Raw genomic sequence first — 26,758 nt, forward strand, 5'->3', positions numbered from 1 at the left:
GATCCCCTGCGGGCGACCAGTGCCACTTCCCGGAAGGCCTCTGAAGCATGCGCAGAAGCAGAGTCGCAGCCATCGGCGCCCTTACTCTTTCGCTCGCCCTCACCGTGGCTGCCTGCGGCGGGGGGTCGTCCGACTCGGAAGGATCCAACGCCGAGCCCAAGACCCTCACCTACTGGGCCTCCAACCAGGGCAAGAGCATCGAGGTCGACAAGGAGGTCCTCCAGCCCGAGCTCGACAAGTTCGAGAAGCAGACCGGCATCAAGGTGAAGCTGGAGGTCGTGCCCTGGTCGGACCTGCTCAACCGGATCCTCACCGCCACCACCTCGGGCCAGGGCCCGGACGTCCTGAACATCGGCAACACCTGGAGCGCCTCGCTGCAGGCCACCGGCGCCCTGCTGCCGTGGGACGCGAAGAACTTCGACGCGATCGGCGGCAAGGACCGCTTCGTCGACTCGGCGCTCGCCTCCGCGGGCGCCGAGGGCCAGGACCCGGCCGCCGTGCCGCTGTACTCGATGTCCTACGCGCTCTACTACAACAAGAAGATGTTCGCCGACGCGGGCATAGCGAAGCCGCCGGTCACCTGGGACGAGTTCGTCGCGGCCGGCAAGAAGCTGTCCAAGGACGGAAAGTGGGGCGCGGCCTTCGAGGGCGCGAACCCGTCGGAGAACATCCACCACGCGGTCGTCTTCGCCAAGCAGAACGGCGGTGACTTCTTCACCCCCGACGGCAAGGCCGACTTCACCAACGACGGCGCCGTCGCCGGCGTCAAGCAGTTCGTCGAGCTGATGTCCAAGGACAAGGTCATCGCGCCCGGCAACGCCGAGTACGCGCAGAACCAGTCGGTGAGCGACTTCGCGACCGGCAAGACCGGCATGCTGCTGTGGCAGTCCGCCTCCGCCAACCTGATCTCGCAGGGCATGAGCGAGGACGACTTCGGCATCGCCCCGGTGCCGGTGAAGTCCGGCACCCCCGGCACCGGCACCGGCGTCAACTCGATGGTCATGGGCATCAACATGGCCGTCTTCAAGAACACCGACAACGTCGACGGCGCCAAGGAGTTCGTCAAGTTCATGACGAGCGACGCCGAGCAGAAGATCCTCAACACCGCCTACAGCTCCATTCCGCCGGTCAAGACGGCCCAGGAGGACGAGGCCTTCAACACCCCGGCCAACGCCGTCCTGAAGGACACCCTCGCCAAGAGCGCGGTCGCCGCTCCCCAGGTCGCCGACGAGTCCCAGTTCGAGACGGCCGTGGGTACGGCCATCAAGGAGCTGTTCGCCGACGCGGCCGCCGGCCGCGAGGTGACCACGGAGTCGGTGAAGGCGGCCCTGGAGAAGGCCCAGCAGCAGATGCCGGCGGCGTGAGCGCATGACCAGCACTGTCGAACTCCCGGTGCGTGAGGGAGCTCCCGGCAAGACGGCGGCGCGGAAACCGCGCCGCCGCCTCCCGGACCGCGTCCGCCGCATCGGACTGCCCTACCTGCTCCTCCTGCCCGCACTGCTCCTCGAACTCCTCGTCCATCTGGTGCCGATGGCCATCGGCATCGTGATGAGCTTCAAGGAACTCACCCAGTTCTACATCCGCGACTGGGGCGCCGCCCCCTGGGCGGGCCTGGACAACTACCAGGTGTCGGTGGACTTCGACGGCGCCGTCGGAGAGGCGCTGCTGAAGTCCTTCTTCGTCACCGTCGGCTTCACCGTGGCCTCGGTCGGCCTGTGCTGGCTGATCGGCACGGCGGCGGCGATCTGCATGCAGGACACCTTCCGCGGCCGCGGTCTGCTGCGGGCCCTGTTCCTGGTGCCGTACGCGCTGCCCGTCTACGCGGCCGTCATCACCTGGGTCTTCATGTTCCAGCACGACAACGGCCTGGTGAACCATGTCGTGCACGACCAGCTCGGCCTCACCGACAAGCCGTCCTTCTGGCTGATCGGCGACAACAGCTTCTGGGCGCTGCTGGTCGTGTCCGTGTGGAAGGGCTGGCCGTTCGCCTTCCTCATCGTGATGGCCGGACTGCAGAACATCCCGAAGGAGCTGTACGAGGCGGCCAACCTGGACGGCGCCGGCATCTGGCAGCAGATCCGCCGCATCACCCTGCCCTCGCTGCGCCCGGTCAACCAGGTCCTGGTGATCGTGCTGTTCCTGTGGACGTTCAACGACTTCAACACGCCGTACGTCCTGTTCGGCAAGACCCCGCCCGAGGCGGCCGACCTGATCTCGGTCCACATCTACCAGGCGTCCTTCGTCAGCTGGAACTTCGGCACCGGCTCGGCCATGTCGGTCCTGCTGCTGCTCTTCCTGCTGCTGGTCACGGGCGTCTACCTCGCCGTCACCTCGCGCGAACGGAAGGGCCCCAAGCATGGCTGACTCACCGATGGCGCCCCCGCGTTCGTTCCTGTGGACCCGACGGATCTTCCTGACCCTGCTGGCCGGCTTCGTCCTGCTGCCGGTGTACGTCATGATCTCCAGCTCGCTGAAGCCGCTGTCCGACGTCACCGGCCAGTTCCGGTGGCTGCCCAGCGAGCTGACGATCCGCCCGTACATCGACATCTGGTCGACCGTCCCCCTCGCCCGGTACTTCGTGAACTCGCTGATCGTGGCGGGCGCGGCGGCCTTCTGCTCGGTGGTGATCGCGGTCTTCGCGGCCTACGCCGTCAGCCGCTACAGCTTCCGCGGCAAGCGCGTCTTCACGGTCACCGTCCTGTCGACGCAGATGTTCCCGGGCATCCTGTTCCTGCTCCCGCTGTTCCTGATCTACGTCAACATCGGCAACGCCACCGGCATCGCCCTGTTCGGCTCGCGCGGCGGACTGATCCTGACGTATCTGACCTTCTCGCTGCCGTTCTCGATCTGGATGCTGATCGGGTACTTCGACTCGGTGCCCCGCGATCTCGACGAGGCGGCGCTGGTCGACGGCTGCGGCCCGCTCGGCGCGCTGTTCCGCGTGGTCGTGCCGGCGGCGATCCCCGGGATCGTCGCGGTCGCCGTCTACGCCTTCATGACCGCCTGGGGCGAGGTGCTGTTCGCGTCGGTGATGACCAACGAGACCACCCGCACCCTCGCCGTCGGCCTCCAGGGCTACTCCACGCTCTACGACGTCTACTGGAACCAGGTCATGGCCGCCTCGCTGGTCGTCAGCGTCCCGGTCGTCGCGGGCTTCCTCCTCATGCAGCGCTACCTCGTCGCCGGTCTGACGGCGGGAGCCGTCAAGTGACCGTCTCTGAAAGGAATTACGTGACCATCGATTTCGGCGCGCTTCCGCACGACTTCCTGTGGGGCACGGCCACAGCGGCCTATCAGATCGAGGGAGCCGTGGCGGAGGATGGCCGATCGCCGTCGATCTGGGACACCTTCTCGCACACCCCCGGCAAGGTCGCGAACGGCGACACCGGCGACCTCGCCTGCGACCACTACCACCGCTGGCGCGAGGACATCGCGCTCATGGGTGAACTGGGCACCGACGCCTACCGGTTGTCCGTCGCCTGGCCGCGGGTGCTGCCCGGCGGCGACGGCGCGGTCAACGCCAAGGGCCTGGACTTCTACGACCAGTTGATCGACGCCCTGCTCGAGGCGGGCATCACCCCCTCGGTCACGCTGTACCACTGGGACCTGCCGCAGGCCCTCCAGGACCGCGGCGGCTGGCCCGAGCGGGAGACCGCCGAGCACTTCGCCGCGTACGCCTCGGTGGTCGCGGGCCGGCTCGGCGACCGGGTGAAGCACTTCGCCACCCTCAACGAGCCCTCCTGCTCGGCCTGGATCGGCCACCTGGAGGGCAAGATGGCGCCGGGCCTGACCGACCTGACCGCCGCCGTCCGCGCCTCCTACCACCTGCTGCTCGGGCACGGTCTGGCCACCCAGGCGATCCGCGCCGCCGCGCCCGGCGCCGAGGTCGGCATCGTCAACAACCTCTCCACGATGTTCCCCGGCGGCGACCGCCCCGAGGACCTGGCGGCGGTCCGCCGCCAGGACGGCCACGTCAACCGCTGGTGGCTGGACCCGGTGCACGGCCGCGGCTTCCCGGCCGACATGATCGAGACCTACGGCGTCGACCTCCCCGAGCTTCCGGGCGACCTGGAGACGATCGCGACGCCGCTGGACTGGCTGGGCCTGAACTACTACTTCCCGCAGTACCTGGTGGACGACCCCGAGGGCCCCGCGCCGTACGCCCGCATGGTGCGCCGCCCGGACGCCCCGCGCACCGGCATGGACTGGGAGATCGACGCGGGCGGTCTGGAGACACTGCTGCTGCGCCTGACGGAGGAGTACGGGCCGCGCAAGCTGTACGTCACCGAGAACGGCTCGGCCTTCCCGGACGTGGTACGGCCCGACGGCACCGTCGACGACCCCGAGCGCCAGGACTACCTGGTCCGGCACCTCGCCGCCTGCGCCTCGGCGGCCCGCAAGGGCGCCCCGCTGGCCGGCTACTTCGCCTGGTCGCTGCTGGACAACTTCGAGTGGGCCTACGGCTACGAGAAGCGGTTCGGCCTGATCCACGTGGACTACCGGACCCAGAAGCGCACGATCAAGGGCACCGGACGCCGCTACGCCGACGTCATCCGGGACCACCGGAACCAGGCCCGCAAGGCGGCCTGACGCGGACCGCGGTGGGCGCGGGGGCCGGAGCCCGCGCCCACCGCACTGCGGGGAGCGGTGCACGTCATGAGGCCCTTACCGGGGCCTGCCGCGGTCCAGCGTGGACCCGATCGCGGCCGGGGGAGCGCAGGCGGAGGTGGACTGGGTGCGGGTGGAACAGAGGGGCTGAGTGCCCCTACTCGTCCCCGCCGGTGCGCAGGGTCTTCTTCGCCAGCTCGTACGCCGGGAGCATCGCGCGGTGCTCCTCGGTGTCCAGGCCGCCGAGATGCAGGACGACGGGTCCCTGGTCGGTCTCGACGGCCAGGGCCCGCTCTTCCTTCGTCCCGTCCAGGAACTCGTTGGTGTAGAGGTACGAGACCTCCACACCCTTGAGGGCGCCGACGGTGAAGGTGGCGTACTTCTCCTTGCTCGCCTCGCCGTCGGCCGAGACGAAGGCCTGCAGCACGCCACGGGCGTCGGCGTTGCCCGGCTTGCCGGTCCAGACCCGCAGGAAGCCGATGCTGCCCGCGGGCTTGGCGTCGATCTCACAGGCCAGGGCGACCGGACCCTGCTCCAACGGGGCCTCGACGGCCTCCGACGTCCATTTCTCGGCGGTGTCGAACGTGACCGGCAGCTCGCACGCGGAGCCCCCGGCCCCGATGGATCCACCCCTGCGGACGGCGGAGGAGCCGGCGGTGGTCGCCGACGCACTGGCCGACGCCTTCGCGTCGCCGCTCCCCTCCGTCGCCTCCGAACACCCCGTCACCAGCGCGACCAGCACCGCAGCACAAGCCGCACGACGTCCTGTCACTTCTCTTCTCCCCCTCGCGAACCCGGCGGCACAGACTAACCGAGCCCGCCAGGTCCCCCGAGCACCGACTGCGGTGCTCCCATGCAGGGGCGCGCGCGGAGGCGCGGGTTCCGGCTGCTTGGGTTGCGACCGAGGTCGACCTCGGCCGTGTCGGCAGGACAGCCGCCCCGCACCAAGTGCAGACGCGCTGGTCGAGGGCCAACTGGTCGGCGGCAGGCGGTACTTATGGCGGGACCGGCGGCAGTGCATGATGAGCGGGTGACGGACATCGACGAACTGCGCTCCTCCGCCCGGGCGGCCGGGTTGCTGGCGCTGGCCGAGGGCCACCACGCACGTGCCGTGCGCTCCCTGGGCGGACATGAGATCGCCGGGCATCTGGTGAAGTCGTACGCCATCGAGGCGCCCGGACGTGTGCTGACGGACCAGGACGCCCAGGCGGCGCTGCGGATCGCTGAGGACCACCTCGGTTCGGCCTGGCTGCGCGGCTCCCTGGGCCTTGCCGTGCTGTTGCTGCACGCGGGCGGCGACGGCGACTACGTCCTGGTGCACACCTGGATCGAGGGCCACATGTCCGACCTCGCGGTCTTCACCGGCCCGGCCGGGGACCCCGACGCCCTGCGCCCCGGCCGCACGGGGCTGGCGCCTTGCGTGTGGGAGGCGGCCGTACTGGCCCATGAACGGGACGCGTTCAGCCGCCAGGTGCTGGACGGGGACGGCACTCTCGACGCCCGGCTGGACGCCTGGCGCGCCGACACACTCGAGGGTGAGGTCCGTTGACGGCCGCCCGGTCCGCGCGGGTACGGCCCGCCCGCCCCGAAGACCTCGCGGACGTCGCCGCCCTGGCGGCCGAGCACGCCGCCTACGAGAAGGCGTCGCCGCCCCCGGCAGACCTGGCCCGGCGCCTGGAAACGCTCCTGTTCGGCCCGGCGAGCCCGCCACGGCTGTCCTGCTTCGTCGCGGAGCTCGACGGCGGCGCGCTCATCGGCTACGCCTCCTGCGCCCCCGAAGTGTCCACCTGGGAGGGCACGGAGTACCTCCACATGGACTGTCTCTTCCTCCGCGACGGCCACCGGGGCCTGGGCGTCGGCCCGTTGCTGATGAAGGCCGTCGTGGACGAGGCGCGCGAGCGCGGACTCGCCCAGGTCCAGTGGAACACACCGCTCTGGAACACGGACGCGATCAGGTTCTACGACCGTCTCGGCGCCCGTGCCAAGGAGAAGCGGCGCTACGCCCTTCCCGTCGACGTCGACTGAGTCCGGCCGCTGCGCGTGGCCTCGTCCTGGGCGAGCAGCGACAGCAGGGACGCGACTGTCACCCCCGCCGCCGCTTCGGCCGGGTGACGCAGCGCCTTACCGGGTTCGATCCGGTATGTGTTGCTGCGTCCCTCCCGGGTGTGGGAGAGGTATCCGGCCTGTTCCAGGTCGGCGATGATCTTCTGCACGGCCCGCTCGGTGAGCCGGCAGTGCACGGCGATGTCCCTGATACGGGCACTGTGGTCGTCTGCGATGGCGGCCAGGACGCGGGCGTGATTGGTCAAGAACGTCCATCCGCTGTGTGGTTCCGGAACTCCCTCCATGCGGCGATTGTACGGTTGATCATTCGCGTATTCAAAAACACGAACAAGATTTCATGTATCACTTGACGTGTTACGTGGGTAGCAGTGACGCTGGAAGCGACAGAAAGGCCCGGGTGGCCGGTGGAGGCGGTCATGACTGACACGACGTCGGCGATGGGTTCGCCGTACGCGCCGGAGATCCGGATCCGGCCGGACGGCGACCGTATGGCCGTGGCCGTCAGAGGCGAGCTCGACCTCGAGGTGGTCCCGGACCTGGAGCGCGCCCTGCGCGAGGCTCTGGGTCGCTCGGTCCATGGCGTCGACCTTGATCTGACGGGAGTGGAGTTCTGGGACTGCGCCGCGCTGAACATCCTCCTCGGCCTGCGGCAGCGCGCCCTGCGTGAGGGCAAGACCCTGCTGGTGCGTTCGGCCGGTCCCGTGGCCGAACGGCTCCTCACGCTGACCAGCACCTTCTCCCTGTTCGCCCCGGCGGAGGAGGACGCCGACGACATGGAGTCTTCCCTCTCGGACGAGACCGAGGACGAGATCATGCTGCAAGACCTGCGGATCGAAGTCGTCCAGTTGCGGCGGGCCATGCAGACCCGCCCCACGATCGATCTGGCCCGGGGCATCCTGATGGCCTCCTTCGGGCTCAAGCCCGAGGACGCCTGGGCGGTCCTGGTCATGGCCTCCCAGAACACCAACACCAAGCTCCACCACCTGGCCCAGGACCTGGTGGCGACGGTCAGGGGCGAGGCGCTCAGTGAGCCGGTGCAGAAGCAGCTGTCGGCGGCGGTCGCCAGGGTCTGCGACGAGCGCTGATGCCCATGTGCTCCGTTTAGCTTCCGCGTCCTGGTTCACCCGGGGGCCGAACAGTGATCCCGAGCACGGTGTGGGGTGAGGCGTCATGGCGCGACAGCAGAAGGCCAAGGCAAAGATGGAGCAGGCCAAGGGCAAGGCCAAGGAAGCGGCAGGCCGCGCGATGGGCAATGAGCGGATGGCCGACGAGGGCCGGGTGGAACAGGCGAAGGGCGACGTACGCCAGGCCAAGGAGAAGACCAAGGACGCGACCCGGCACTGAGCCCCCGCGTCCCGGCACTGCGCCCCCACGCCCGCCTCCGAGCGCCTGCGTGGCCGCCGCCCCCGCCGCCCGGTCTCAGCGGGACCGGGCGACGTCCGCCGGATCGCGCCGGAAGGCCCAGTCCATCTTCGGCTCCATCGCGAACCGGAACATCCGCCGCACCGGCGGCGTGCACAGCACTGTCACCACCGCACCGGCCACCAGCGTGACCGCGATCTTCCCGAGCGGTGTGTGAGCGCCTTCGAGGTGGGACCAGTGCCAGTGGTTGGCGGCCTGGACGACGAAGCCGTGCAGCAGATAGCCGTACAGCGTGCCGGCGCCCAGGGCCGTGAACCACGTACCGCGCCGGGGCACCAGGGAGAGGAAGCAGGCGACCAGGACGACCGAGCAGCCGAACAGGACCAGGGTCATCACCGGCCCGTACCAGTGCGGCGCGGCCAGCTCCTGGGCGCTGGTGCGGTGGAAGAACCAGGCGTAGTTCATCCGCGGGACCGCCCAGTACGCCACCACGGCCGCGCACAGGAAGGTCGGCACCGCCAGCATCCGCACCTCACGACGGCGCACCAGCTCGAAGTGCTTCGGCTTCAGCACCAGACCGAGGACGAAGTAGGGCAGGAACTGCAGCGCCCGCTGGAGGTCGAGTTCGTTGCCGATGGTCGGCGTCAGGGTGGCCAGCATGGCGATGCCGAGGGCGATGGGCAGCGGCCACTTCACGATCCGCCAGATCGGCGTCGTCAGCCGCCAGATGAACAACGCCGCGAGGAACCACGTCAGATACAGCGGGTCCAGCAGGCTGATGTCGCGGTCCGGCTCGTTGTCCGTCCAGCGCGTGAAGAAGGTGTACGCCACCTCGAAGACGACGTACGGCACGGCGACGCCGGTCACCAGCCGCTTCACGCGTCCCGGGGTCGCGTCGAAACTCCGCGAGAAGTAGCCGGATATGACGATGAACGCGGGCATGTGGAAGGCGTAGACGACCATGTACAGCGCCGTGACCGTCCGGCTCTCGTCGCGCAGGGGCTCCCAGGCGTGCCCCATCGCCACCAGCACGATGGCCAGGTACTTGGCGTTGTCGAAGAACGCGTCCCGCTCCTTGACCGACCGAGCAGTCCGTCCGGTCTGCGCGGCGGCGTCAGCCCCGGGGGGTGCCTGAGCCTGTCCGAGGCTGCGCGTGGGCAGCGTTTGCTGCGCGATCCCATCCTGACGGAACCCAGACAGAGCAGAACACCTCTAACAAGAGTTAACTGTGTGGCCCTTGTGACGACACCGGGACACCGTAGTCACGCAACCTCAGCCGCGTAAACCCGGACGGTCATGATGTGACCGCCGTATCTCCCGGTCGGGCTCGCACAGCCTCAGTCGTGTGGGACAAGCCGCCCGAGCACCGCCGAAGCGGACTCCTCGGGGCTTTTGCGGCCGGTCACGGACACTTCGACATAGCGGGTACCACTCGCCTCGTGACGTGAACGCACCGCGGCGCATCCTTCCGCGGCACACGGGACGATCACCACGAGGCCGTTGCGGGCGAGTACCTCCGCCACCAGGCCCAGGCGCGCCGCGTCGGCGCGCAGGTCGTCGTACCGGTCGAGGACCGTCACCCGCCGTGCCTGTGCCAGCAGTCGCTCGGCCAGCGCGTAGGCGGCGGCCAGGCGGTCGGCCAGGGGCCGGCCGGTGACCCAGACCGTCGCGCCCGGGCAACTGCACCGGCATCTCGGATCGCTCACCTGGTGACTCACGCCTCCCCGCGCACCACGCGTGCGGAAGTTCGCCTCCCCTTGAATTCCGTGACGATACCGCCGTTGAGCACCCTCCTTTGCCCGGCCGGGTCAGGGGAATTCCCTGGGAAACACACGATGCCGGGGCATAACCGGACGTAGGGACTCCGAAGTTGCGGGCACCGGGGCGGTCGGGGCAGGGTGCGGTCGTGGCAACTCTGCTGATCGTGCACCACACTCCCTCGCCCCACTGTCAGGCGATGCTGGAGGCCGTGATCTCCGGGGCCACCGCGCCCGAGATCGAGGGCGTCACGGTGGTCCGGCGGGCCGCGCTGGCCGCCACCGCGTCCGACGTCCTGGCCGCCGACGCCTTCCTGCTCGGCACCCCGGCGAACCTCGGCTACATGTCCGGCGCCCTGAAGCACTTCTTCGACCAGGTCTATTACCCGTGCCTGGACGCCACGCGCGGGCGGCCCTTCGGCTACTACGTGCACGGCGGGAACGACGTCACCGGCGCGGTGCGGTCCGTCGAGTCGGTGGCGACGGGACTGGGCTGGCGGCGCGCGGCCGAGGCGGTGACGGTGACCGGCGAGCCGGCCAAGGCCGATCTCCAGGCGTGCTGGGAGCTGGGGGCGACGCTGGCCGCGGGACTGATGGACTGACGGAGCGGGCAGCTACCGTGTAGCGATACCCCCGCCCCGTCGCACCCCTCGGACGGCATGCCCGTGCTCTCGGACTTCTCCTCGCTCATCGCTGCGACCGCCCGCTGGCTCACGTGCGCGTTCCCGCCGAACGGCGGTGCCCTGGCCGGCGCCCTGTGCGACGCCCAGGCGCGTCAGGCCGTCACGGTCGCGGCCTGGCTGCGCTATCCGACGCCGACGGACGCCGCGCTCGCTGGCATGGCCGGGTCCGGTGGCTCGCTCCGGCTCGACTGGATCACGGGCGCGGACGGGGCGGCGGAGGCCTGGCGGACCTGGGTGGACGAGGTCGTGGCGAGCTGGGCCGCGTGCCTGCTCTCCGACCCGCCGCTGGCCGGGCTCGCGGTGGCCGCGGTGGACGGCGGCGGCCACAGCGCGGGTCCACCGGTCGACTTCCGGCGGCTGCTCGCCCCCGACGACAACGACCGGCGGGCGGCCGCGCTGCTGCGCCACCCCGACCTGCTGGCCCCGGTCGCCGACCTGCACCGCGCCGAGCTCATGGACGTACTGGACGCGGGACAGCCGCGCGCCGCGTGAGAAAGCCGCGTGAGGAAAAACGGCACGGCGGCGCCGCGCAGGGCACCGCCGTGACGAGGAGCCGGGATCAGACCGCCGGGGCCGGGTAGGTCGGGTACTCGACGCCCGAGACGTGCTGGACGACCCGGATGACCTGGCAGGAGTAGCCGAACTCGTTGTCGTACCAGAGGTAGAGGATGGCGTTGTCGCCGTCCACCTTGGTGGCGCCGGCGTCGACGATCGAGGCGTGCCGCGAGCCGACGAAGTCCATGGAGACGGCGTCGGGGGCGGTCGTGAAGTCGATCTGGCGCTTGAGCGGCGAGTTCAGGGAGACATCGCGGAGGTACTCGAGGACCTCGTCGCGGGTCGTCTCACGGCCCAGGCGCAGGCTGAGGATGGCGATCGAGACGTCCGGCACGGGCACCCGGATCGAGCTGCCGGTGATCGGCGCCTTGAGGTCGGGCAGCGCCTTGGCGACGGCCGAGGCGGCACCGGTCTCGGTGATGACCATGTTCAGCGGCGCGCTGCGGCCCCGGCGGTCGGCCTTGTGGTAGTTGTCCAGCAGGTTCTGGTCGTTGGTGAACGAGTGGACGGTCTCCACGTGGCCGCGCACGACGCCGTACTCGTCGTCCATCGCCTTCAGCGGCGGCACGATCGCGTTGGTGGTGCAGGAGGCGCAGGACAGGATCCGCTCGTCCGGCTTGATCGTGTCGTGGTTGACGCCGTGGACGATGTTCGGGACGTCGCCCTTGCCGGGCGCGGTCAGGACGACCTTGTCGATACCGGGGCGCAGGTGCTTGGAGAGGCCCTCACGGTCGCGCCACTTGCCGGTGTTGTCGATGAGGATGGCGTCCTTGATGCCGTACGCGGTGTAGTCGACCTCGGACGGGTCGTTCGCGTAGATCACCCGGATCGCGTTGCCGTTGGCGTTGATCGTGCTGGACTCCTCGTCCACCGTGATCGTGCCCTGGAACTGGCCGTGGATGGAGTCGCGGCGCAGCAGCGAGGCGCGCTTGACCAGGTCCTGCTCGCCGCCGCCGCGGACGACGATGGCCCGCAGCCTCAGGCCGTTGCCGGAACCCGCCTTCTCGATCAGCAGCCGGGCGACGAGGCGGCCGATGCGGCCGAAGCCGTAGAGGACGACATCGCGGCCCTCACCGCGCTCGAGCTTGTTGGCGCCCGTGGCACCGGCGACCGCCTCGGCGGTGAACTCCGCCACCGACAGCCCGCGGTCGTCCGCCTTGTACGTCGCGGCGAGCATGCCGATGTCGATCTGCGACGGGCCGAGGTCGAGCGTGGTGAGCGCCTGCAGGAAGGGCAGCGTCTCCGTGACCGACAGCTCCTCGCCCGCGATCTGGCGGGCGAACCGGTGCGTCTTCAGGATGCTGACCACCGACTTGTTCACCAAGGAGCGGCTGTGCAGCAGGATCGTCACGTCCCGCTCCCGGTGCAGCTTCCCGATGATCGGGATCATCGACTCCGCGATCTCCTCGCGGTTCTTCCAGTTGGTGAACGAGTCGTCGTTGACAGTCACAGAAGTCTCTTTCGAGCTAGGCGGTGCTCATATGCTAACCCGCCTGTTCGAAGCGACTTGATCGGGGTCCGTCAGTTGAAGGCGTCCGGGTCGGGTCCGGTGCGCAGGCCACGGTCCAGGGCGGCGAGGGCGGTCAGCTCGTCGTCGGAGAGTGTGAAATCGAACACGTCGAGGTTCTCGCGGATGCGCTCCGGCGTGACGGACTTGGGGATCACCACGTTCCCGAGCTGGAGGTGCCAGCGCAGGACGACCTGGGCGGGGGACTTCCCGTGCCGCCGGGCGAGGGCGACGATCGCCTCGTCGCCCAGCACCGCACCCTGGGCCAGCGGGCTCCAGGCTTCGGTGGCGATGCCCAACTCGGCGTGCAGCGCGCGCAGTTCCGCCTGCTGGAGGCCGGGGTGGAGCTCGATCTGGTTGACGGCCGGGACGATCGAGGCGCCGTCGATCAGCCGCCGCAGATGGGCGGGCTGGAAGTTGGAGACCCCGGCGGCCCGGACCTTGCCGTCGGCCACCAGGCGCTCGATGGCCTTCCAGGAGTCCCGGTACAGATCGCGGGCCGGGGTCGGCCAGTGGATGAGGTAGAGGTCGACATGGGTGAGGCCCAGCGCCTCCAGGCTCGCGTCGAAGGCCCGGAGGGTGGCGTCGTAACCCTGATCGGCGTTCCACAGCTTGGTCGTGACGAACACGTCCTCGCGGGCGAGTCCGGCGGTGGCGAGGGCCTTGCCCACGCCCGCCTCGTTGCCGTAGATCGCGGCGGTGTCGATCGAGCGGTAGCCCGCATCGAGGGCCTCGGTGACGGCGGCGGTGGTCTCGGCGTCGGGGACCTGGAAGACACCGAAGCCGAGCTGCGGGATCTTGACGCCGTTGTTGAGCGTGACGGTGGGGGTGGTGGTCATGGTGATGCTTCCTCGGGGTTGTGCGTGAGGCGCTTACAGGCGACCACAATAGTTGCGCACGCGGGTTAAGTGCAAGCGGGAGGGGTTGTGAAGAGAGAGGGTGATGTCGGGGTGCGCTGAGAGATTCGTATGAATCCGAGGAGCCGTTGAACAACGCGGGCGCGTGGTCCGTATGGGGGCGAGGGATTTGTATGTCCGCTCGCTCGCCCCGAACGTAGGAGTACTGCCTTGAGACGCAACACGCGCAGGCGCCCGACCGGCCCACGACGCGCGACCTTCGCCGCGATCGCGCTGATCCTGGGCGGCGGCGGGCTGGTGGCCACCAATATCTACGCCTCGGCGACCGAGGGTGGGGACGGCGGATCGGCCCAGCAGGACGGCGGCGCCACGATCGACTGCCCCGACGTGGGCGCCGAGTTGACGCAGATCCCGGACGCGGCCAGGACGGACGTCGACAACGAACTCGCCGCCCTGGACGCCCAGATAGCCGAGGCCTACCAGCAACTGCGGGCGGCCACGCCGGAACAGCGGCAGGACTCCGGCTTCACCGACGGCTCGATCATGAATCCGCTGAAGGAGAAGCGGGGCGAGAGCATCGAGCGGATCTCGGTGGCGATCGGCAACGCGGGCGACCGCCCGGAGGGCCTGGAGGCGCTGGCGGGCTGCGAACTGAGCGTGCCCGAGGAGCAGCCGGAGGGCGGCCAGGGCGGAAACGGCCCCGTCGCCGCTGACTTCGTCGACATCAACTCCGTCCAGCCGAACGTCCAGGTACCGCCCGCCGGGGACGGAGCCTCCCAGGGCACCTTCACCACCAGTTGCGGGGTCAACGAGAACGGCCTGTTCAACTCCGACAACGTCATCGTCGCCCCGGGCGTCTCCAACGGCGCCCACCACTTCCACGACTACATCGGCAACCAGGCCAACGACGCCTTCGCGAGCGACGAGGACCTGGCCGCGGCCGACACCAGCTGCGAGAACCAGGGCGACAAGTCCTCGTACTACTGGCCCGTCCTGCGCCTGCAGAACGGCACCCAGGAACAGGACGCCAACGCCCCCGGCGGCGGTATCGAGGGCAACGCGGGCGAGATCGTCACGCCGAAGGAGGTCACCCTGACCTTCCAGGGCAGCCCGAGGGGCGAGGTGACCGGCATGCCCCGGCTGCTGCGCATCATCACCGGTGACGCGAAGGCCTTCGTCAACGGCACGGCCAACGCCAACGCCTCCTGGAGCTGCACCGGGTTCGAGGACCGGCAGCTGAAGGACAAGTACCCGCTGTGTCCCGAGGGCAGCGACGTGGTGCGCACGTTCAAGTTCCAGAGCTGCTGGGACGGCCGCAACATCGACAGCGCCAACCACCGCACTCACGTGGCGTTCGCCGCGGCCGACGGCTCCTGCCCCGGCGGCTTCCAGGCGATTCCGCAGCTCGTCCAGCGCATCGTCTACGACGTCGACGCCCCGAGCCTCGACGACGGCGGGCAGACGACACCGCTCTTCGCGGTCGACTCCTTCCCCGAGCAGCTGCACAAGCCCGTCACCGACCACGGCGACTTCATCAACGTCTTCGACGAGGACCTGATGGGCGAGATGGTCGACTGCATCAACGAGGGCCGGGAGTGCGACGGCGGGGCGCTGCCCGAGGAGCCGCAGCAGCCGGAGGAGCCCCAGGAGACCGAGCAGCCGCAGCAGCCCGAGCCGTCCGAGGAGCCTCAGGAGACCGAGCAGCCGCAGCAGCCGGAACAGCCCGAGGAGCCGCAGGAGCCGCAGAACCCGGCGCCGACCGGTGACGACGGCGGACAGACCGAGCCCGCCACGGAGGAGCCGCCGGCCGACACCCCGGGCACCGAGGCCCCGGCGGACGACAAGCCGACGGCCACCGCTCCGGCCGACCAGCCCAAGACGTACACCTCACCGTCCCCGACCCGCACCGCCGAGGCCCCGGCCGAGGAGGTCGGCGAGGCGACGGCCACGCCGACCCCGTCCCAGGCCGCCGTCGGCGCCGACCAGGCTCAGGCGGCCGGTACCGCGCCGCAGACCGTCGGCGGCAGCCTCGCCGACACCGGAGCGAAGCTGTGGCCGGCCGCCGCCGGATCGGTCCTGGTCATCGCCGGGATCGTGCTGCTGCGCCGGATCGGACGCCGGGCGTGAGGCAGGTCCGCCAGGGATGTGACGGGTCGTAGTCCGCGGGGGATGTCCCCCAGACCCGGGTGCACGACCTCCAGCTCGTCCTCGTCCACGGGCAACGTCGGAACGTCCGACGGGATCCGTGGACGAGGGCAGCGCGCTCGGGTCGGCGCCCTGAAGGAGCCCACCGGCTCGGTCCGCTCCCGGCCGGCCACCTCCACGCGGATCCTCCGGCCGGGGCCTCGTCGTCGCCGAACACGGCCCGACCCCCTTGGCGAGCCAGGTGAACACCTGCGTGGCCGACGCTGCCCCGAGCGCCGGGGAGAAACGCCCCGGCAACGACCGACGCCGCGAACGCCACCACCCGACGCTGCGCACACGAATGGCCGAACCTGGCCGAGATCGCCCCTCAGCTCCAGGGATCGGTGAACGACCGGCCCGGTACCGGCTTGGTGACCAGGGCCAGGGCGCTGAAGAAGCTGACCTGGCCGATGGCGATGGTCAGCGTGGCGAGCGCCTTCTCGTCGTAGTGCTCGCGGGCCTCGGCGTACAACCGCTCCGGCACCCGCTCGCCGCCCGTTGACGGCTGGAGCACCGCCTCCACCAGAGCCAGCGCCGCCCGCTCCGCACCGGTGAAGTACGGCGAGTCCGGCCAGGACGCCACCGAGGTGATCCGCTCCTCCGACTCCCCGGCCGCCCGGAGGAAACCCGTGTGCAGGACGGTCAGATACGTGCTGCCGACGATCTGACCGGCGCGCAGGTGAACCAGGCTGATCGTGGCCCGCGGCACGGACCCGTTGCCGACCGCCTTGAACAGCGAGGCCGACACCTCCGCCATCTCGGGAACCAGCTGCGCGGGGTCCTCGGCCATCCGCGGTCGCAGGGGTATTTCGGCAGTGATCGAACGTACGGTCGTCATCGTGTTCCTTCCGGGCTTCAGGTTGCCGTCACCGCACTGACGGATCCCACCGCGCGAATGTGACCGCCGATGCGCGAGAAGGCCGTCGACCTCAAGGCGTTCCGACGAGCAGACCGCCGGTGCCGCTCCTACGCTCGAAGAGTCAGCGCGCCCGTCGACAGGAGCCCCCGTGGACATCGACACGGTCGCCGATGAGCTGTACGCGCTGCGGCCGGAGGACTTCACGGCGGCGCGCAACACCCGTATGGCCGAGGCCCGCACCGCCGGCGACCGCGCCCTCGCGGAGAAGATCGGCAAACTGCGCCGCCCCACCCTGTCGGCCTGGGTCAGCAACCTCCTGGTGCGGGAACGCCCCGAGGAGGTCCAGGCCCTGCTCCGGCTCGGCGAGGGGCTGCGGCAGGCCCATCACGACCTGGACGGGGCGCAGCTGCGGGAGCTCAGCGGCCAACAGCGAACCCTCATCCGGGCGGTCACCCGGGAGGCCGGACAGCTCGCGGCCGAGGCCGGCCATCCCGTCGGAGAGGACGTGGGCCGTGAGGTGGAGACGACCCTGCACACCGCCCTGGCCGACCCTGAAGCGGCCCAGGAATGGGCGGCGGGCCGGCTGGTGCGGCCGTTCGATGCGACCGTCGGTTTCCCCGACGTCGGCCCCAGGGCGACCCGGCCCACCGCGACCCGCCCCACCGCGGCCCCGCCGCCCAAGGCGCGCCCGGCCAAGCGCCGTGACGACGAGGCGCTCACCCGCGCCCGGAACGACGCCGAGACCGCCGAGCGTGAACTGCGGGCGCTGGAACGGGAAGCCGCCGACGCGGAGCGACAGGCGCAGGCCGCGCACGAGCGGACGGGGCAACTGAAGACCCGTGCCGACGAGTTGACCCAGGAGCTGAACCGCGTCGAGGACGACCACCGCCAGGCCCGCGAGGAGGAACGCCGGGCACGGGACAGCCTCCGCACCACCGAACGCCAGGTCCGCGAGGCCCGCCGCCGCGCGGAGGCGGCAGCCGCGCGTCTGGAGCGCCGCCGGCGGCAATGATCTCCCCATGAACGAGATCATTCTGATGTCGGACCCGAAAATCGCGGCCATACCCGTCCAGGAGTGCGGTGAGCCGCTCGTGGACGTCCGCAGCGCCACCCGCCTCCAGGTCGACGCCCGCAAGACCGACCCGGCCGGCGCCTTCGCACACCTCCGCCAGGCAGTCGCCCAACGGCTCGGCACCGCCCAGCACTTGCTCCCCCCCGGCCTGCGCCTGCTGATGGTCGAGGGATACCGCCCCCTGCCACTTCAGCGGCGGTACTTCGAGGAGTACACGGCCGAGTTGCGCGCGGACCACCCGGACTGGTCCCCAGAGCGGCTCCACACCGCCGCCAGCCGCTACGTCTCACCCCCCGACATCGCCCCGCACAGTGCCGGAGCGGCCGTCGACCTGACCCTCACCGACGCCCACGGCACCGAACTCGACCTGGGCACCCGCCTGAACGCCGGCCCCGAGGAGAGTGACGGCGCCTGCTACACCAACGCCGACAACATCACCCCCGAGGCCCGCGAACACCGCGAGATCCTCGGCACCGCCCTGACGGCGGCGGGCCTGGTCAACTACCCGACGGAGTGGTGGCACTGGTCCTACGGCGACCGGTACTGGGCCCATGCGACGGGCGCCGCCCATGCCGTATTCGGGCCACGGGAGCTGTAGTTGAGGCAGGCGGCCGGGAGGGCGCCTGACAGGCGCCGACGAAGGTGCGCACGCCTCAGGGCAGGGCGACCACCTTGATGTTGAAGGTGTGGGATCCCAGCCCGTGCGCGATCCCCGTGAACAGCAGGGCGAAGTGCTCCTGTCCGCGGGCGCTGCCGATGCCGCCGATGTCCAGCTGCGACGAAGGCGGCCAGCCGAGGTCGGTGAGCAGGGCCCCGGTGGTCCGCTTGGCCTCGGCGTCGTCGCCGGAGAGGAAGACGGTGCTCGGGCCGTCCAGGCGTGCCGGGGCGACCATCGCGGTGGAGTCCATGGTGCAGAGCGTCTTGACGACGGGTGTCTGCGGGAACGCCGCCTGGATCTGTTCGGCCAGGCTGCTGTTGGGGTGCGAGAGCTCGGTGAAGTCGTCGGAGAGGCCGACCCCCACGTCGATCAGCAGGGTGCCGGCCAGCGCGGGTGCGCCGAGGGAGCGCAGCAGCTCCAGGGAGACGTTCCCGGGCGTGGCGTTGACCAGTACCTCCGCGTGCGCGGCGGTCTCGCTCAGTCCCGCCACGGGAAGGCCGAGCTCCGTGCGCTCGTCCGGGTTACGGGAGCCGAGGAGGACGTCGTGTCCCGCGGTGCTCCATCCGTGGGCCAGTGCTCGGGCGACATTGCCGGTGCCAAGTAGTCCTATACGCATGCCGTTGACGCTAACCGTCGACGCGGCCCGGCCCATCGGGCGCCGGACCCAGACGCGACGGCACCAAAGTCGTAGGCCCGCGGACCGGGGACGGCTCCGGTGGTGAGGCCCGCGGTCCCTCGCAGGATTGGGCATTCCGCCGAGCGTCGGCGGAGCAGCCTGACCGGTCCGGCGTACGCCCCGGCGAGTACGTGAGGTTGCTCCCGCCGTCAGACGACCCGCGCCCCAGCGCTCGGCAGGCTGTTCCACGTGAAACTCAGCCGCCCCGCCCGCCGGGCCACCCTCGTCGTCCATGTCGTCGCCTCCGCCTCCTGGCTCGGGCTCACGCTCGGCCTGCTCGCGCTGGGCTCCACCGCCGCGGGCACCGGTTCGCCGGTGACGGTGGAGGCGTCGGTGCGGGCCATGAAGCTCTTCGCGGACTGGCTCCTGCTGCCCGTCGCGTTCCTGACCCTCCTCAGCGGACTGCTGCTCTCGCTGGGCACGCCCTGGGGGCTGGCCCGGCACAAGTGGGTCTGCACGAAGTTCTGGCTGACCCTGGCGACCACCACCGCGACGGTCTTCGCCCTGCGGCCCGGCGTGAACTCCGCGGTCGACGCCGTCGCCGCGGGCGGCCCGCTGCCCGACAGCGGCGACGTCCTGTTCGGCCCGATCGTGTCCCTGACCGCCTACGTCTTCATGACGGTCATCTCCGTGCTCAAGCCCTGGGGCCTGACCCGCCGCGGCCGGCGGCTGCGCACCCCGGCCGCCGCCCGCGAGCGCGTCCGCCGGCCTGCCGAGTCCGTGGACGCCGGGGCACGCCGTCCTGCGGGGAGCTGATCTGTCAGCCGTCGAAGCTGTGCCGGGCGGACTCGATGTGGCCGATGTTGCGGCGCGTCCAGCGGCACAGGCCGTCGATGGTCTCGCGCAGGTCCTGTCCCGGCGCCGTCAGGGTGTACTCCACGCGCGGCGGCACGGTGGGGTACACGGTCCGCCGCACCAGGCCGTTGCGCTCCAGCATGCGCAGGTTCTGGGTGAGCATCTTGTGGCTGATGCCCTCGACCTCGTCGCGCAGCTCGCTGAAGCGCAGGGTGCGGTCGCCGAGGAACTCGATGATCAGAAGGGCCCATTTGTTGGCGACGTCGGAGAAGATCTCCCGCGCCAGCGAGTCCGCGCGGGCCAGGTCCGCGTCCTCGGCCTTGCCCTTGACCTGCTTGGTCACCATGAGGTTCCCCTGTCACCGAAAAGTGCGTTCTTCCAAGTCAACGCACACTCTCCTACGGTTCCTGAGTAACCACAAGTGACCACATGAAGGGCGCGTGCCATGGCCATCACTCTCCTCGACCCCGCCGGACTGCCCGAGATCGGCGCTTACCGGCAGGTGGCGATCGCCTCCGGGTCCCGCATGGTCTTCATCGCCGGGCAGGTCGCCTGGGACGACAAGGGCGTCACCGTCGGCGAGGGCGACCTCGCCGCCCAGGTCGAGCGCTGCTACCTCAACGTCGCCACCGCCCTGACCGCGGCGGGCGGCACGCTCGCGGACCTGGCGAAGCTGACCGTCTACGTCGTCGACTGGACCCCCGACATGATGCCCCAGCTGATGGAGGGCATCGCCCGGGCGGGCGAGCGGCTCGGCGCGATCCCGGTTCCGCCCGCCACCATGATCGGGGTCGCCGCCCTCGACGTACCCGAACACCTGGTGGAGATCGAGGCGGTCGCGGTCATCGACTGACGCCGCTCGGCGTGGTGATCCGGCGGACGGCCTCCGCGGTGAGCGCCCGGTCGTGGGGGGCGCGGGACAGTGCGCGGTGCAGGGTCAGGCCCTCGATCAGGGCGTCCAACTGCCGGGCGGTGTCCGGGTCGAAGTGCTTCTCCAGATGGACCCGGCTCTGGCGCATCCAGGCGTCGGTCAGTTCCCGGTAGGCCGGCTCGCGCGCGGCGAGGGTGTACAGCTCCTGGGTGAGCACGAGATCGCGGCGGCTGCCTTCGGACAGCGCGTGAACCAGGTCCGTCACCGCCGCGCGGGCCTGCTCGGGTCCGTCGGGTGCGGCGAGGTGCGTGTCGAACAGGGCGACGATGTGGCCGGCGAAGCGGCCGAACGCCTCCCGCAGCAGTTCCTCCCGCCCGCTGAAGTGGTACGTCATCGACCCCAGCGGGACACCCGCCCGCGCGGCGATCTTCCGGTGCGAGACGCCCGCCACGCCTTCGTCGGCGATGAGGTCGAGGGCGGCGGTGAGGATGCGCTCGCGGCGCTGGGGATCGGTGTGTCCGGTGGCCATGGGTGCGCTCTCAGAGGGTGCGGACGACGCGGGCGGGACTGCCGACGGCGACGACACCGGCGGGTACGTCCTTGGTCACCACCGAACCGGCGCCGATGACGGAGTCGTCCCCGATGCTCACCCCGGCCAGCACGATGGCGCCTCCGCCGATCCACACGTTGTCGCCGATATGGATCGGCCGGGCGGCCTCCAGCTTGTCGCGCCGCGGCTGCGGCTCCAAGGGGTGGGTGGGGGTAAGCAGTTGGACGTTCGGTCCGATCTGGCAGTCCTCGCCGATGGTGATCGCGGCGACGTCCAGCGCGGTGAGGTTGAAGTTGACGAAGGTGCGCGCCCCGATGGTGATGTTGCTTCCGTAGTCCACGTACAACGGCGGCCGCACGTGCGCCTGCTCGCCCAGCGATCCGAGCAGTTCGGCGAGGATCGACTGGGCGGCGTCGACGTCTTCGACGTAGGCGGCCTGGAAGCGGGCGGCCAGACGCACGGCCTGCTGCTGCCGGCGGGCGATCTCTGGGTCGTCGGCGATGTAGAGGTCGCCCGCCTGCATGCGCTCCAGCTGCGTGCGGGAATCGCCCGCGAAGTAGTCCGTGGCCATGTGTACGATCGTACACTCCAGGGCGTACGGCGTCCCGGATCCGTGAGGTCGGGCTACCGGCGCCGACCGGGCAGCACTCCGGAGAGCAACAGCACGAGCAGCCCCGCCGCGGGTACCACCAGCAGGCCGGCCCGGAGGCCCGCGGAGTCGGCCACCAGGCCCACCACGGGGGGCGAGCAGAGGAATCCCAGGCGCATCAGCCAGGACACGACGGCCAGCCCCGAACCGGGCTTGAGGCCGGGCAGTTCATCGGCCTGGTGCATCGCGGCGGGCACCAGCGTCGCGACGCCGAACCCGGCCGCGGCGAACCCGAGCACCGTTCCGCCCACCGTCGGCAGGGCCAGCGCCAGTCCCATCCCGCCGGCGGCGATGACGGCACCGGCGCGTGCGACGGCCCGCTCGCCGAAGCGGTCGACGAGCCGGTCGCCGACGAGCCGGCCGACGAACTGCGCCCCCACCAGGGCGATGTAGCCGCAGGCCGCCACCGTCGCCGACGCGTGCAGCGCGTCGGAGAGGTAGAGCGCGGCCCAGGAACTGCCCGCGTCCTCGACGAGCGTGCCTCCGGTGGCGATGAGCACCAGTGCGGCCAGCACGTACAGAGTCCGCCGCCCCGCTGCGGCAGGCCGGGCCGGACCATCCTCCACGCCTTCCCGGCCGGCTTCCGTGTCGGGACCGGGCAGACAGAACCGCAGTGCCGCGCACGCGGCGACGGCGAAGACGGCGGCCGACATCGTCAGGTGCTGTCCCCGTGACAGGTCCAGTGCGATGGTCCCGGCGGCCATGGCGCCACCCGCGACCGCGCCGATGGACCAGACGGCGTGGAAGGAGTTGATGATCGAACGTCCGTAGCGGCGCTGCACCCGCAGCCCGTGGGCGTTCTGCGCGACATCGGTGATCGCGTCCATCGCCCCGGCCACGAACAGCGCTCCCGCGAACCAGGCGACCGAGTCGGCCAGCCCCGCCACGAGAATCCCCGCCCCGGTGACGAGCGTCCCGCCCACCGCCGCCCGCGCCGATCCCAGCCGTCTGATGACGGCTCCGGCCGCGAGCCCGCCCGCGATGGCGCCCGCCGGGAAGGCCGCGACGGCCAGACCGTAGGCGGCGTTGCCGATCCCGAGATCCGCCTTGATCTGCGGATACCTCGGCAGCAGGTTGGCGAACAGGGCGCCGTTGGTGAAGAAGAGCACGGCGACCGCCACCCGTGCCCGCCGCTCGGCCGCGGGGGGCCGGCGTATCAGCTCAAGAGTCATGGACGGCAGCGTAGAGGTAGAGCGTACGAACGTACACTCCGGCCGTGTCGAAAGCGCCGGTCCCCGATCGACGTGAGGGTGGAAGCAGGACTTCGAGCACGGAGGAGCGACTCATGATGACGGTGACCGCCGACCTGGCCATCACCCTCGACGGCTGTGTGGCAGGCCCCAACGTCTCCGGCGACAACCCCGGAGGCGACGGCGCCGAGGTGATCTTCAACTGGATCCACAACCTGGCGAGCTGGCGGGAGCGCCAGGGCATGACCGGCGGCGAGGAGAACCGCGACTCCGAGCTGATGCGCGAATGGTTCGACGCCACCGGAGCGGTGGTCATGGGCCGGACGATGTACGACCTGGGCGAGGAGTTCTGGGGCGACAATCCCCCCTTCCGGACCCCGGTCTTCGTCCTCACCAACCGGCCCCGGGCGACCCTCGTCAAGGAAGGCGGCACCACCTTCACCTTCGTCACCGACGGCATCCACAGCGCCCTCGACCAGGCCAAGGCCGTCGCCGGGGAGAGGAACGTGGACATCGCGGGCGGCGCGAGCACCGTGCAGCAGTACATCAGGGCCGGCCTCGTCGACGAACTGCACCTGCACGTCGTACCCGCCCTCCTCGGCGGTGGGCTGCGCCTCTTCGACGGCATCGGCGTCGAGCGGCGCGACCTCGAACCGATCGCGGTGGAAGGCACGCCGCTGGCCGCGCACCTGAAGTACCGCTTCGTGAAGTAGTACGGCCCCGGCGGCTTGACCCTGCCGCAACGTCAACGTTTCTACTGGGGCCATGCGAATCGGAGAGCCCGCCGCCGGGATGCGGGCGTGGAGAAGGGCCGTGCGCTTCTCGCTCGCGGCGCTGCTGCCGGCAGAGCTGGTCCTCGTGCTGTGCCTGGCAGGGGGAGTGACCATCGCGCCGGCCGCCCGACTGGCCCTGGAGCTTGCGGTGCTCGCCGTACTGATCGCGGCGGGCACCCTGCTCGCCCTGGACCACCGCCGCCACCGCGGCGACGGTCTCGGCGGCCGTGACGCGCTGACCGCCGCGCTGGCCGACACGGTCCCGGCCGCCGTACGCAGGCTGACCGCACACGAGGTCTTCCTCTCCACCAGCTTCCTGCGCTGGGTGACCCGCCGCGGCCCGCACGCCGTGGGCGACGGCGACCGGCCCGTCGCGTACGCCCCCGGTCAGACCTCGGTCATGTACGGCTTCCTGTTCGTCTCCGTCGTCGAGACCGTGGCCCTCGCCTTCCTGATCCCCTGGCCGGTGGTGCACGCCGTCACGCTCGTCCTGGACATCTGGGGCTGCTACTTCATCCTCGCTCTGCACGCCTCCTGCGTGGTGCGCCCCCATGTGATCGGCGCCGACGGCTCACTGCGCCTGCGCTACGGCGCCCTGCTGGACATCCGCGTTCCCGCCGACCGCATCGCCTCCGTCCGCCAGGACCGCAAGTTCCCCCAGGGCAGGCTCGGCGCCGTGGACGACAACGGCGTCGCCGACCTGGCCGTGGCGGGCCAGACGACGGTCACGATCGAACTCACCGAGCCCGTCGCCTACCTCCGCGCTCTGGGCAAACCCGCCGAGGCCCAGGTCATCCGCTTCTACGCCGAGGACGCCCGGGCCGCGGTCACCGCACTCACGGCGGCCTTGGAGAGGTCCGGCGAGTCCTCGGAACAGTCCAGCGTCGCCGGTGGAGCGGAGGAATCGGCGACGGTCCACTGACCGAGCGCCCGCCACAGCCGTAGTGTCATCGGCATGGCAGCCGACCGCGAGGCACTCACCGGAGGGTCGGCGAACGCGGGAGCGGTCTTCCGCCGGGGCGAGCTGGTCGACCGCCCCGCACCGCCCCACGCACGCGCCCTCCACGCCCACCTCCGCGCACTCGAGAGGGTCGGCTTCGACGCGGCCCCGATCCCGGTCGGGGCGACGGCTGAAGGCCGGGAGCGACTGACCTTCCTTCCCGGCACCGTGGCGCTGCCGCCCTTCCCACCCTGGGCGTTGACCGGCCCCGCTCTCGCCTCGGTGGGCGGCCTGCTGCGCCGCCTGCACGCCGCCGCCGCGGCCGTCGGCGTCGACACGAATGCCGAGTGGCCCAGTGACCTCGCCGACCCGGCGGGAGGAACGCTCGTCTGCCACAACGACGTCTGCCCCGACAACGTCGTCTTCCGCGACGGCCGCGCCGCGGCCCTGATCGACTTCGACTTCGCCGCCCCGGGCCGTCCCGTCTGGGACCTCGCCATGACGGCCCGGTACTGGGTGCCCATGCTCGACCCGGCGTCCGCGGCACCGCTCTACCCGACCGGGCTCGACGCGCCGAGTAGGCTACGGATCCTGGCCGACGGCTACGGCCTTCCGGCCCGCGAACGCCCCGAGTTGCCCCGGGTCATCGAGCAGGCCACGGCGATCTGCCGCGCCTTCGTCGCCCGCCGGGTCGCGGACGGTGACCCGGTCTACCGCCGCATGCTCGCCGAACGCGGCGGCTGGGAACGGTGGGACCGCATCGAGGCATGGCTGACGGCGAGGCGGGAGGCGTTCACGGCGGCGCTGCTCGACTGATCGGATCACCGCGGGTCAGCGTGCGTCAGCGGCAGAGCGCGTCGATGTCCTCGACGAACGCGGGGAATTCGCCCCGGGCCTCGGCGATGACGGCCTGCGCGGTCCGCCGCTCGGTGGTGGCGTGGCGTTCCGCGAGCGCGGTGAGCGCCGGGTCCGGACGGCCCGTGTGGTCGTCGTACTCGACCGCCTCCATCGGTCCGATGCCGTCCGCGAGGACCCACAGGAAGTCGGAGAGATTCCCGGCGACGACACCGCAGGCGCCCTCGGAGCCCAGGAAGACCACGGGCTGTTCGACCAGCGGCCGCCCGGGCCGCACGCACCACAGCGCGGCGAGCCCGCCGGTGCCGTCCTGGCCGAAGACGCGGTAGGCGGCGCCGTCGAGGTCGGGGTTGCCGGTCCAGCTGCGCAGCCAGTCGGCGGTCTCCTCGGCGGAGTCGAAGGCGGTGTACGGCTCGAAGTCGATGCCGTTGCCGTCGTCGTAGTCGAACTCCGTCGCGGCTATGTCGGCCAGGGCCGGCGGCAGTGCGCGGTCGTCCACAGTCGTCTCGTTCACGCGCGCAGACTAACCGCCGGCTCTGACAACGGTCGTTCAGATGCCGCAGGTGGGGGCGGACCAGTAGGGGGAGGGGTCGAGGGCGACGTGGGTGTGGTCGTTGTGGCCGGGGTAGCCCGGGCCGAGGATCTCCGAGAAGCCGTGCGTGCGGGCCTGCTGGGCGAGCCGGCACAGGCTCGGGGAGCCGGTGAGGTCGGCGGCGTCGCCGTACAGGTGGCGGCTGGTGGAGGAGCCGCCGACCGCGCTGTTGCAGGCGTAGGAGCGGAAGCCGCTGGAGACGCTGATCGGGACGTCGCCGAGGGCGTGCCGCATGGCCTCCAGCTTCCACATGGTCTTCAGCGCGTTCGCCTTGGCGGTGGCCGCGGAGACGGCGCCGCCGGACCAGTCGGAGTTGCAGCGGTTGAGCTCGCCGTAGGTGAAGTGGATCGGGGTGCAGTCCGCGTCCTGGAGGGCGTAGATCTTGCTGAAGGTCTGCGGCCCCGCGACGCCGTCGGCGGGCAGGCCGTACGCGGCCTGGAACTTCTTGACGGCGGCGGTGGTACGGGCGCCGTACTGACCGTCGTAGGACAGTCGCTCGCCGGAGGTCACCCATCCCGCGACCCGGATCTGCAGCTGCGTCACATCGCCGCCGGACGCGCCCTGGGAGAGGGTGCGGCTCCAGGTGTAGCACTCGTCGGCGTGCGCGGTACCCGCGGAGGCCCCGACGCCGACCACCGCACCAGACATGATCATGACAAACGCCGTCAGGGAACGTGCCATCCGTCTGAACATTCGACCTC

Annotated in this window: 32 protein-coding genes; 18 read left to right on the forward strand and 14 right to left on the reverse strand. The window is 70.8% G+C overall.

Features of this window, described 5'->3' with window-relative positions; all coding sequences use genetic code 11:
* Nucleotides 1-47 precede the first annotated feature (47 nt).
* The 4 genes from AC068Z_RS39095 to AC068Z_RS39110 are packed head-to-tail and all read left to right on the forward strand — an operon-like array spanning nucleotide 48 to nucleotide 4,590.
* Nucleotides 48-1,364: an ABC transporter substrate-binding protein gene (locus AC068Z_RS39095; protein WP_478567404.1), complete on the forward strand. Its 1,317-nt coding sequence runs from the start codon at nucleotides 48-50 to the stop codon at nucleotides 1,362-1,364.
* 4 nt (nucleotides 1,365-1,368) lie between these two features.
* A complete protein-coding gene (locus AC068Z_RS39100; protein WP_478567407.1) occupies nucleotides 1,369-2,364 on the forward strand; it encodes a carbohydrate ABC transporter permease in 996 nt (331 codons plus the stop codon).
* Nucleotides 2,365-2,371: 7 nt separating this feature from the next.
* Nucleotides 2,372-3,211 carry a carbohydrate ABC transporter permease gene (locus AC068Z_RS39105; protein ID WP_478567514.1) on the forward strand — a complete coding sequence of 280 codons (840 nt, stop codon included), beginning with the start codon at nucleotides 2,372-2,374 and terminating at the stop codon, nucleotides 3,209-3,211.
* A gap of 20 nt (nucleotides 3,212-3,231) precedes the next feature.
* Entirely contained in the window at nucleotides 3,232-4,590 is a 1,359-nt protein-coding gene (locus AC068Z_RS39110) for a GH1 family beta-glucosidase (RefSeq protein WP_478567410.1), read from the forward strand.
* 175 nt (nucleotides 4,591-4,765) lie between these two features.
* On the opposite strand, the gene AC068Z_RS39115 is transcribed toward AC068Z_RS39110, so the two are convergent.
* On the reverse strand, nucleotides 4,766-5,380 hold the full coding sequence (locus AC068Z_RS39115) for a lipoprotein (RefSeq protein WP_478567413.1): 615 nt from the start codon (nucleotides 5,378-5,380) through the stop codon (nucleotides 4,766-4,768).
* Between the two features lie 258 nt (nucleotides 5,381-5,638).
* On the opposite strand from AC068Z_RS39115, the gene AC068Z_RS39120 reads away from it, so the two are divergent.
* Nucleotides 5,639-6,157, forward strand: a complete 519-nt coding sequence (locus AC068Z_RS39120) for a hypothetical protein (protein WP_478567416.1) — start codon at nucleotides 5,639-5,641, stop codon at nucleotides 6,155-6,157.
* Nucleotides 6,154-6,633 (forward strand): N-acetyltransferase family protein, encoded by a 480-nt coding sequence (locus AC068Z_RS39125; protein ID WP_478567419.1) that lies wholly within the window; start codon nucleotides 6,154-6,156, stop codon nucleotides 6,631-6,633. Before AC068Z_RS39120 ends, AC068Z_RS39125 begins: the two co-directional genes overlap by 4 nt.
* On the opposite strand, the gene AC068Z_RS39130 is transcribed toward AC068Z_RS39125, so the two are convergent.
* Nucleotides 6,606-6,956 carry a MarR family transcriptional regulator gene (locus tag AC068Z_RS39130; RefSeq protein WP_478567422.1) on the reverse strand — a complete coding sequence of 117 codons (351 nt, stop codon included), beginning with the start codon at nucleotides 6,954-6,956 and terminating at the stop codon, nucleotides 6,606-6,608. The two genes, AC068Z_RS39125 and AC068Z_RS39130, sit on opposite strands and share 28 nt — an antisense overlap.
* Nucleotides 6,957-7,088: 132 nt before the next feature.
* Between AC068Z_RS39130 and AC068Z_RS39135 the strand changes: the two genes are divergently transcribed.
* Entirely contained in the window at nucleotides 7,089-7,757 is a 669-nt protein-coding gene (locus AC068Z_RS39135; RefSeq protein ID WP_478567425.1) for an ANTAR domain-containing protein, read from the forward strand.
* An 85-nt stretch (nucleotides 7,758-7,842) separates the two neighbouring features.
* Entirely contained in the window at nucleotides 7,843-8,016 is a 174-nt protein-coding gene (locus tag AC068Z_RS39140; RefSeq protein WP_478567428.1) for a CsbD family protein, read from the forward strand.
* A gap of 75 nt (nucleotides 8,017-8,091) precedes the next feature.
* On the opposite strand, the gene AC068Z_RS39145 is transcribed toward AC068Z_RS39140, so the two are convergent.
* Together AC068Z_RS39145 and AC068Z_RS39150 are read right to left on the reverse strand one after the other, a co-directional pair.
* On the reverse strand, nucleotides 8,092-9,210 hold the full coding sequence (locus tag AC068Z_RS39145) for an acyltransferase family protein (protein WP_478567517.1): 1,119 nt from the start codon (nucleotides 9,208-9,210) through the stop codon (nucleotides 8,092-8,094).
* A gap of 161 nt (nucleotides 9,211-9,371) precedes the next feature.
* The gene (locus tag AC068Z_RS39150; protein WP_478567431.1) at nucleotides 9,372-9,740 is read right to left on the reverse strand and encodes a nucleoside/nucleotide kinase family protein; all 369 of its coding nucleotides are present in this window, start codon (nucleotides 9,738-9,740) and stop codon (nucleotides 9,372-9,374) included.
* Nucleotides 9,741-9,940: 200 nt separating this feature from the next.
* Between AC068Z_RS39150 and AC068Z_RS39155 the strand changes: the two genes are divergently transcribed.
* Together AC068Z_RS39155 and AC068Z_RS39160 are read left to right on the forward strand one after the other, a co-directional pair.
* A complete protein-coding gene (locus AC068Z_RS39155; RefSeq protein WP_478567434.1) occupies nucleotides 9,941-10,393 on the forward strand; it encodes a flavodoxin family protein in 453 nt (150 codons plus the stop codon).
* 63 nt (nucleotides 10,394-10,456) lie between these two features.
* The gene (locus AC068Z_RS39160) at nucleotides 10,457-10,966 is read left to right on the forward strand and encodes a hypothetical protein (protein WP_478567520.1); all 510 of its coding nucleotides are present in this window, start codon (nucleotides 10,457-10,459) and stop codon (nucleotides 10,964-10,966) included.
* A gap of 67 nt (nucleotides 10,967-11,033) precedes the next feature.
* Here AC068Z_RS39160 and AC068Z_RS39165 read toward each other — a convergent pair whose 3' ends face one another.
* Nucleotides 11,034-12,479: a glyceraldehyde-3-phosphate dehydrogenase gene (locus AC068Z_RS39165; RefSeq protein ID WP_478567437.1), complete on the reverse strand. Its 1,446-nt coding sequence runs from the start codon at nucleotides 12,477-12,479 to the stop codon at nucleotides 11,034-11,036.
* A gap of 71 nt (nucleotides 12,480-12,550) precedes the next feature.
* A complete protein-coding gene (locus tag AC068Z_RS39170; RefSeq protein WP_478567440.1) occupies nucleotides 12,551-13,375 on the reverse strand; it encodes an aldo/keto reductase in 825 nt (274 codons plus the stop codon).
* Between the two features lie 228 nt (nucleotides 13,376-13,603).
* Here AC068Z_RS39170 and AC068Z_RS39175 point away from each other — a divergent pair, with 228 nt between their 5' ends.
* A complete protein-coding gene (locus tag AC068Z_RS39175; protein ID WP_478567443.1) occupies nucleotides 13,604-15,520 on the forward strand; it encodes a DUF1996 domain-containing protein in 1,917 nt (638 codons plus the stop codon).
* 385 nt (nucleotides 15,521-15,905) lie between these two features.
* Here AC068Z_RS39175 and AC068Z_RS39180 read toward each other — a convergent pair whose 3' ends face one another.
* Nucleotides 15,906-16,415, reverse strand: coding sequence for a carboxymuconolactone decarboxylase family protein (locus tag AC068Z_RS39180; RefSeq protein WP_478567446.1), 510 nt, complete (start codon nucleotides 16,413-16,415; stop codon nucleotides 15,906-15,908).
* Between the two features lie 169 nt (nucleotides 16,416-16,584).
* Between AC068Z_RS39180 and AC068Z_RS39185 the strand changes: the two genes are divergently transcribed.
* Together AC068Z_RS39185 and AC068Z_RS39190 are read left to right on the forward strand one after the other, a co-directional pair.
* Nucleotides 16,585-17,448, forward strand: a complete 864-nt coding sequence (locus tag AC068Z_RS39185; RefSeq protein WP_478567449.1) for a hypothetical protein — start codon at nucleotides 16,585-16,587, stop codon at nucleotides 17,446-17,448.
* 7 nt (nucleotides 17,449-17,455) lie between these two features.
* Nucleotides 17,456-18,106, forward strand: coding sequence for a M15 family metallopeptidase (locus tag AC068Z_RS39190; RefSeq protein WP_478567452.1), 651 nt, complete (start codon nucleotides 17,456-17,458; stop codon nucleotides 18,104-18,106).
* 55 nt (nucleotides 18,107-18,161) lie between these two features.
* Here AC068Z_RS39190 and AC068Z_RS39195 read toward each other — a convergent pair whose 3' ends face one another.
* On the reverse strand, nucleotides 18,162-18,782 hold the full coding sequence (locus AC068Z_RS39195) for an NADPH-dependent F420 reductase (protein WP_478567455.1): 621 nt from the start codon (nucleotides 18,780-18,782) through the stop codon (nucleotides 18,162-18,164).
* Nucleotides 18,783-19,031: 249 nt separating this feature from the next.
* Between AC068Z_RS39195 and AC068Z_RS39200 the strand changes: the two genes are divergently transcribed.
* Nucleotides 19,032-19,598 carry a DUF2269 family protein gene (locus tag AC068Z_RS39200; RefSeq protein WP_478567458.1) on the forward strand — a complete coding sequence of 189 codons (567 nt, stop codon included), beginning with the start codon at nucleotides 19,032-19,034 and terminating at the stop codon, nucleotides 19,596-19,598.
* A gap of 4 nt (nucleotides 19,599-19,602) precedes the next feature.
* On the opposite strand, the gene AC068Z_RS39205 is transcribed toward AC068Z_RS39200, so the two are convergent.
* Nucleotides 19,603-19,983: a winged helix-turn-helix transcriptional regulator gene (locus tag AC068Z_RS39205; RefSeq protein ID WP_478567461.1), complete on the reverse strand. Its 381-nt coding sequence runs from the start codon at nucleotides 19,981-19,983 to the stop codon at nucleotides 19,603-19,605.
* 99 nt (nucleotides 19,984-20,082) lie between these two features.
* On the opposite strand from AC068Z_RS39205, the gene AC068Z_RS39210 reads away from it, so the two are divergent.
* The gene (locus AC068Z_RS39210) at nucleotides 20,083-20,490 is read left to right on the forward strand and encodes a RidA family protein (protein ID WP_478567464.1); all 408 of its coding nucleotides are present in this window, start codon (nucleotides 20,083-20,085) and stop codon (nucleotides 20,488-20,490) included.
* Here the strand turns inward: AC068Z_RS39210 and AC068Z_RS39215 are convergent.
* Genes AC068Z_RS39215 through AC068Z_RS39225 form a run of 3 tightly spaced genes read right to left on the reverse strand, consistent with a single transcriptional unit; the run spans nucleotide 20,480 to nucleotide 22,879 of the window.
* Complete coding sequence (locus AC068Z_RS39215; protein WP_478567467.1) at nucleotides 20,480-21,037, reverse strand: TetR/AcrR family transcriptional regulator; 558 nt, start codon at nucleotides 21,035-21,037, stop codon at nucleotides 20,480-20,482. The genes AC068Z_RS39210 and AC068Z_RS39215 overlap by 11 nt on opposite strands.
* 10 nt (nucleotides 21,038-21,047) lie before the next feature.
* Nucleotides 21,048-21,629, reverse strand: coding sequence for a sugar O-acetyltransferase (locus tag AC068Z_RS39220; protein ID WP_478567470.1), 582 nt, complete (start codon nucleotides 21,627-21,629; stop codon nucleotides 21,048-21,050).
* A gap of 53 nt (nucleotides 21,630-21,682) precedes the next feature.
* Nucleotides 21,683-22,879, reverse strand: a complete 1,197-nt coding sequence (locus AC068Z_RS39225) for an MFS transporter (protein ID WP_478567473.1) — start codon at nucleotides 22,877-22,879, stop codon at nucleotides 21,683-21,685.
* Nucleotides 22,880-22,995: 116 nt separating this feature from the next.
* On the opposite strand from AC068Z_RS39225, the gene AC068Z_RS39230 reads away from it, so the two are divergent.
* Genes AC068Z_RS39230 through AC068Z_RS39240 form a run of 3 tightly spaced genes read left to right on the forward strand, consistent with a single transcriptional unit; the run spans nucleotide 22,996 to nucleotide 25,426 of the window.
* Entirely contained in the window at nucleotides 22,996-23,610 is a 615-nt protein-coding gene (locus AC068Z_RS39230) for a dihydrofolate reductase family protein (protein WP_478567523.1), read from the forward strand.
* A 52-nt stretch (nucleotides 23,611-23,662) separates the two neighbouring features.
* A complete protein-coding gene (locus tag AC068Z_RS39235) occupies nucleotides 23,663-24,592 on the forward strand; it encodes a hypothetical protein (protein WP_478567476.1) in 930 nt (309 codons plus the stop codon).
* A 33-nt stretch (nucleotides 24,593-24,625) separates the two neighbouring features.
* On the forward strand, nucleotides 24,626-25,426 hold the full coding sequence (locus tag AC068Z_RS39240; RefSeq protein WP_478567479.1) for a phosphotransferase: 801 nt from the start codon (nucleotides 24,626-24,628) through the stop codon (nucleotides 25,424-25,426).
* 25 nt (nucleotides 25,427-25,451) lie between these two features.
* On the opposite strand, the gene AC068Z_RS39245 is transcribed toward AC068Z_RS39240, so the two are convergent.
* Both AC068Z_RS39245 and AC068Z_RS39250 read right to left on the reverse strand, forming a co-directional pair.
* The gene (locus AC068Z_RS39245) at nucleotides 25,452-25,979 is read right to left on the reverse strand and encodes an SMI1/KNR4 family protein (protein WP_478567481.1); all 528 of its coding nucleotides are present in this window, start codon (nucleotides 25,977-25,979) and stop codon (nucleotides 25,452-25,454) included.
* 36 nt (nucleotides 25,980-26,015) lie between these two features.
* A complete protein-coding gene (locus AC068Z_RS39250; RefSeq protein ID WP_478567483.1) occupies nucleotides 26,016-26,750 on the reverse strand; it encodes a D-Ala-D-Ala carboxypeptidase family metallohydrolase in 735 nt (244 codons plus the stop codon).
* Between the last annotated feature and the right edge of the window lie 8 nt (nucleotides 26,751-26,758).

It is taken from the genome of Streptomyces sp. NPDC043726 (assembly GCF_056436565.1).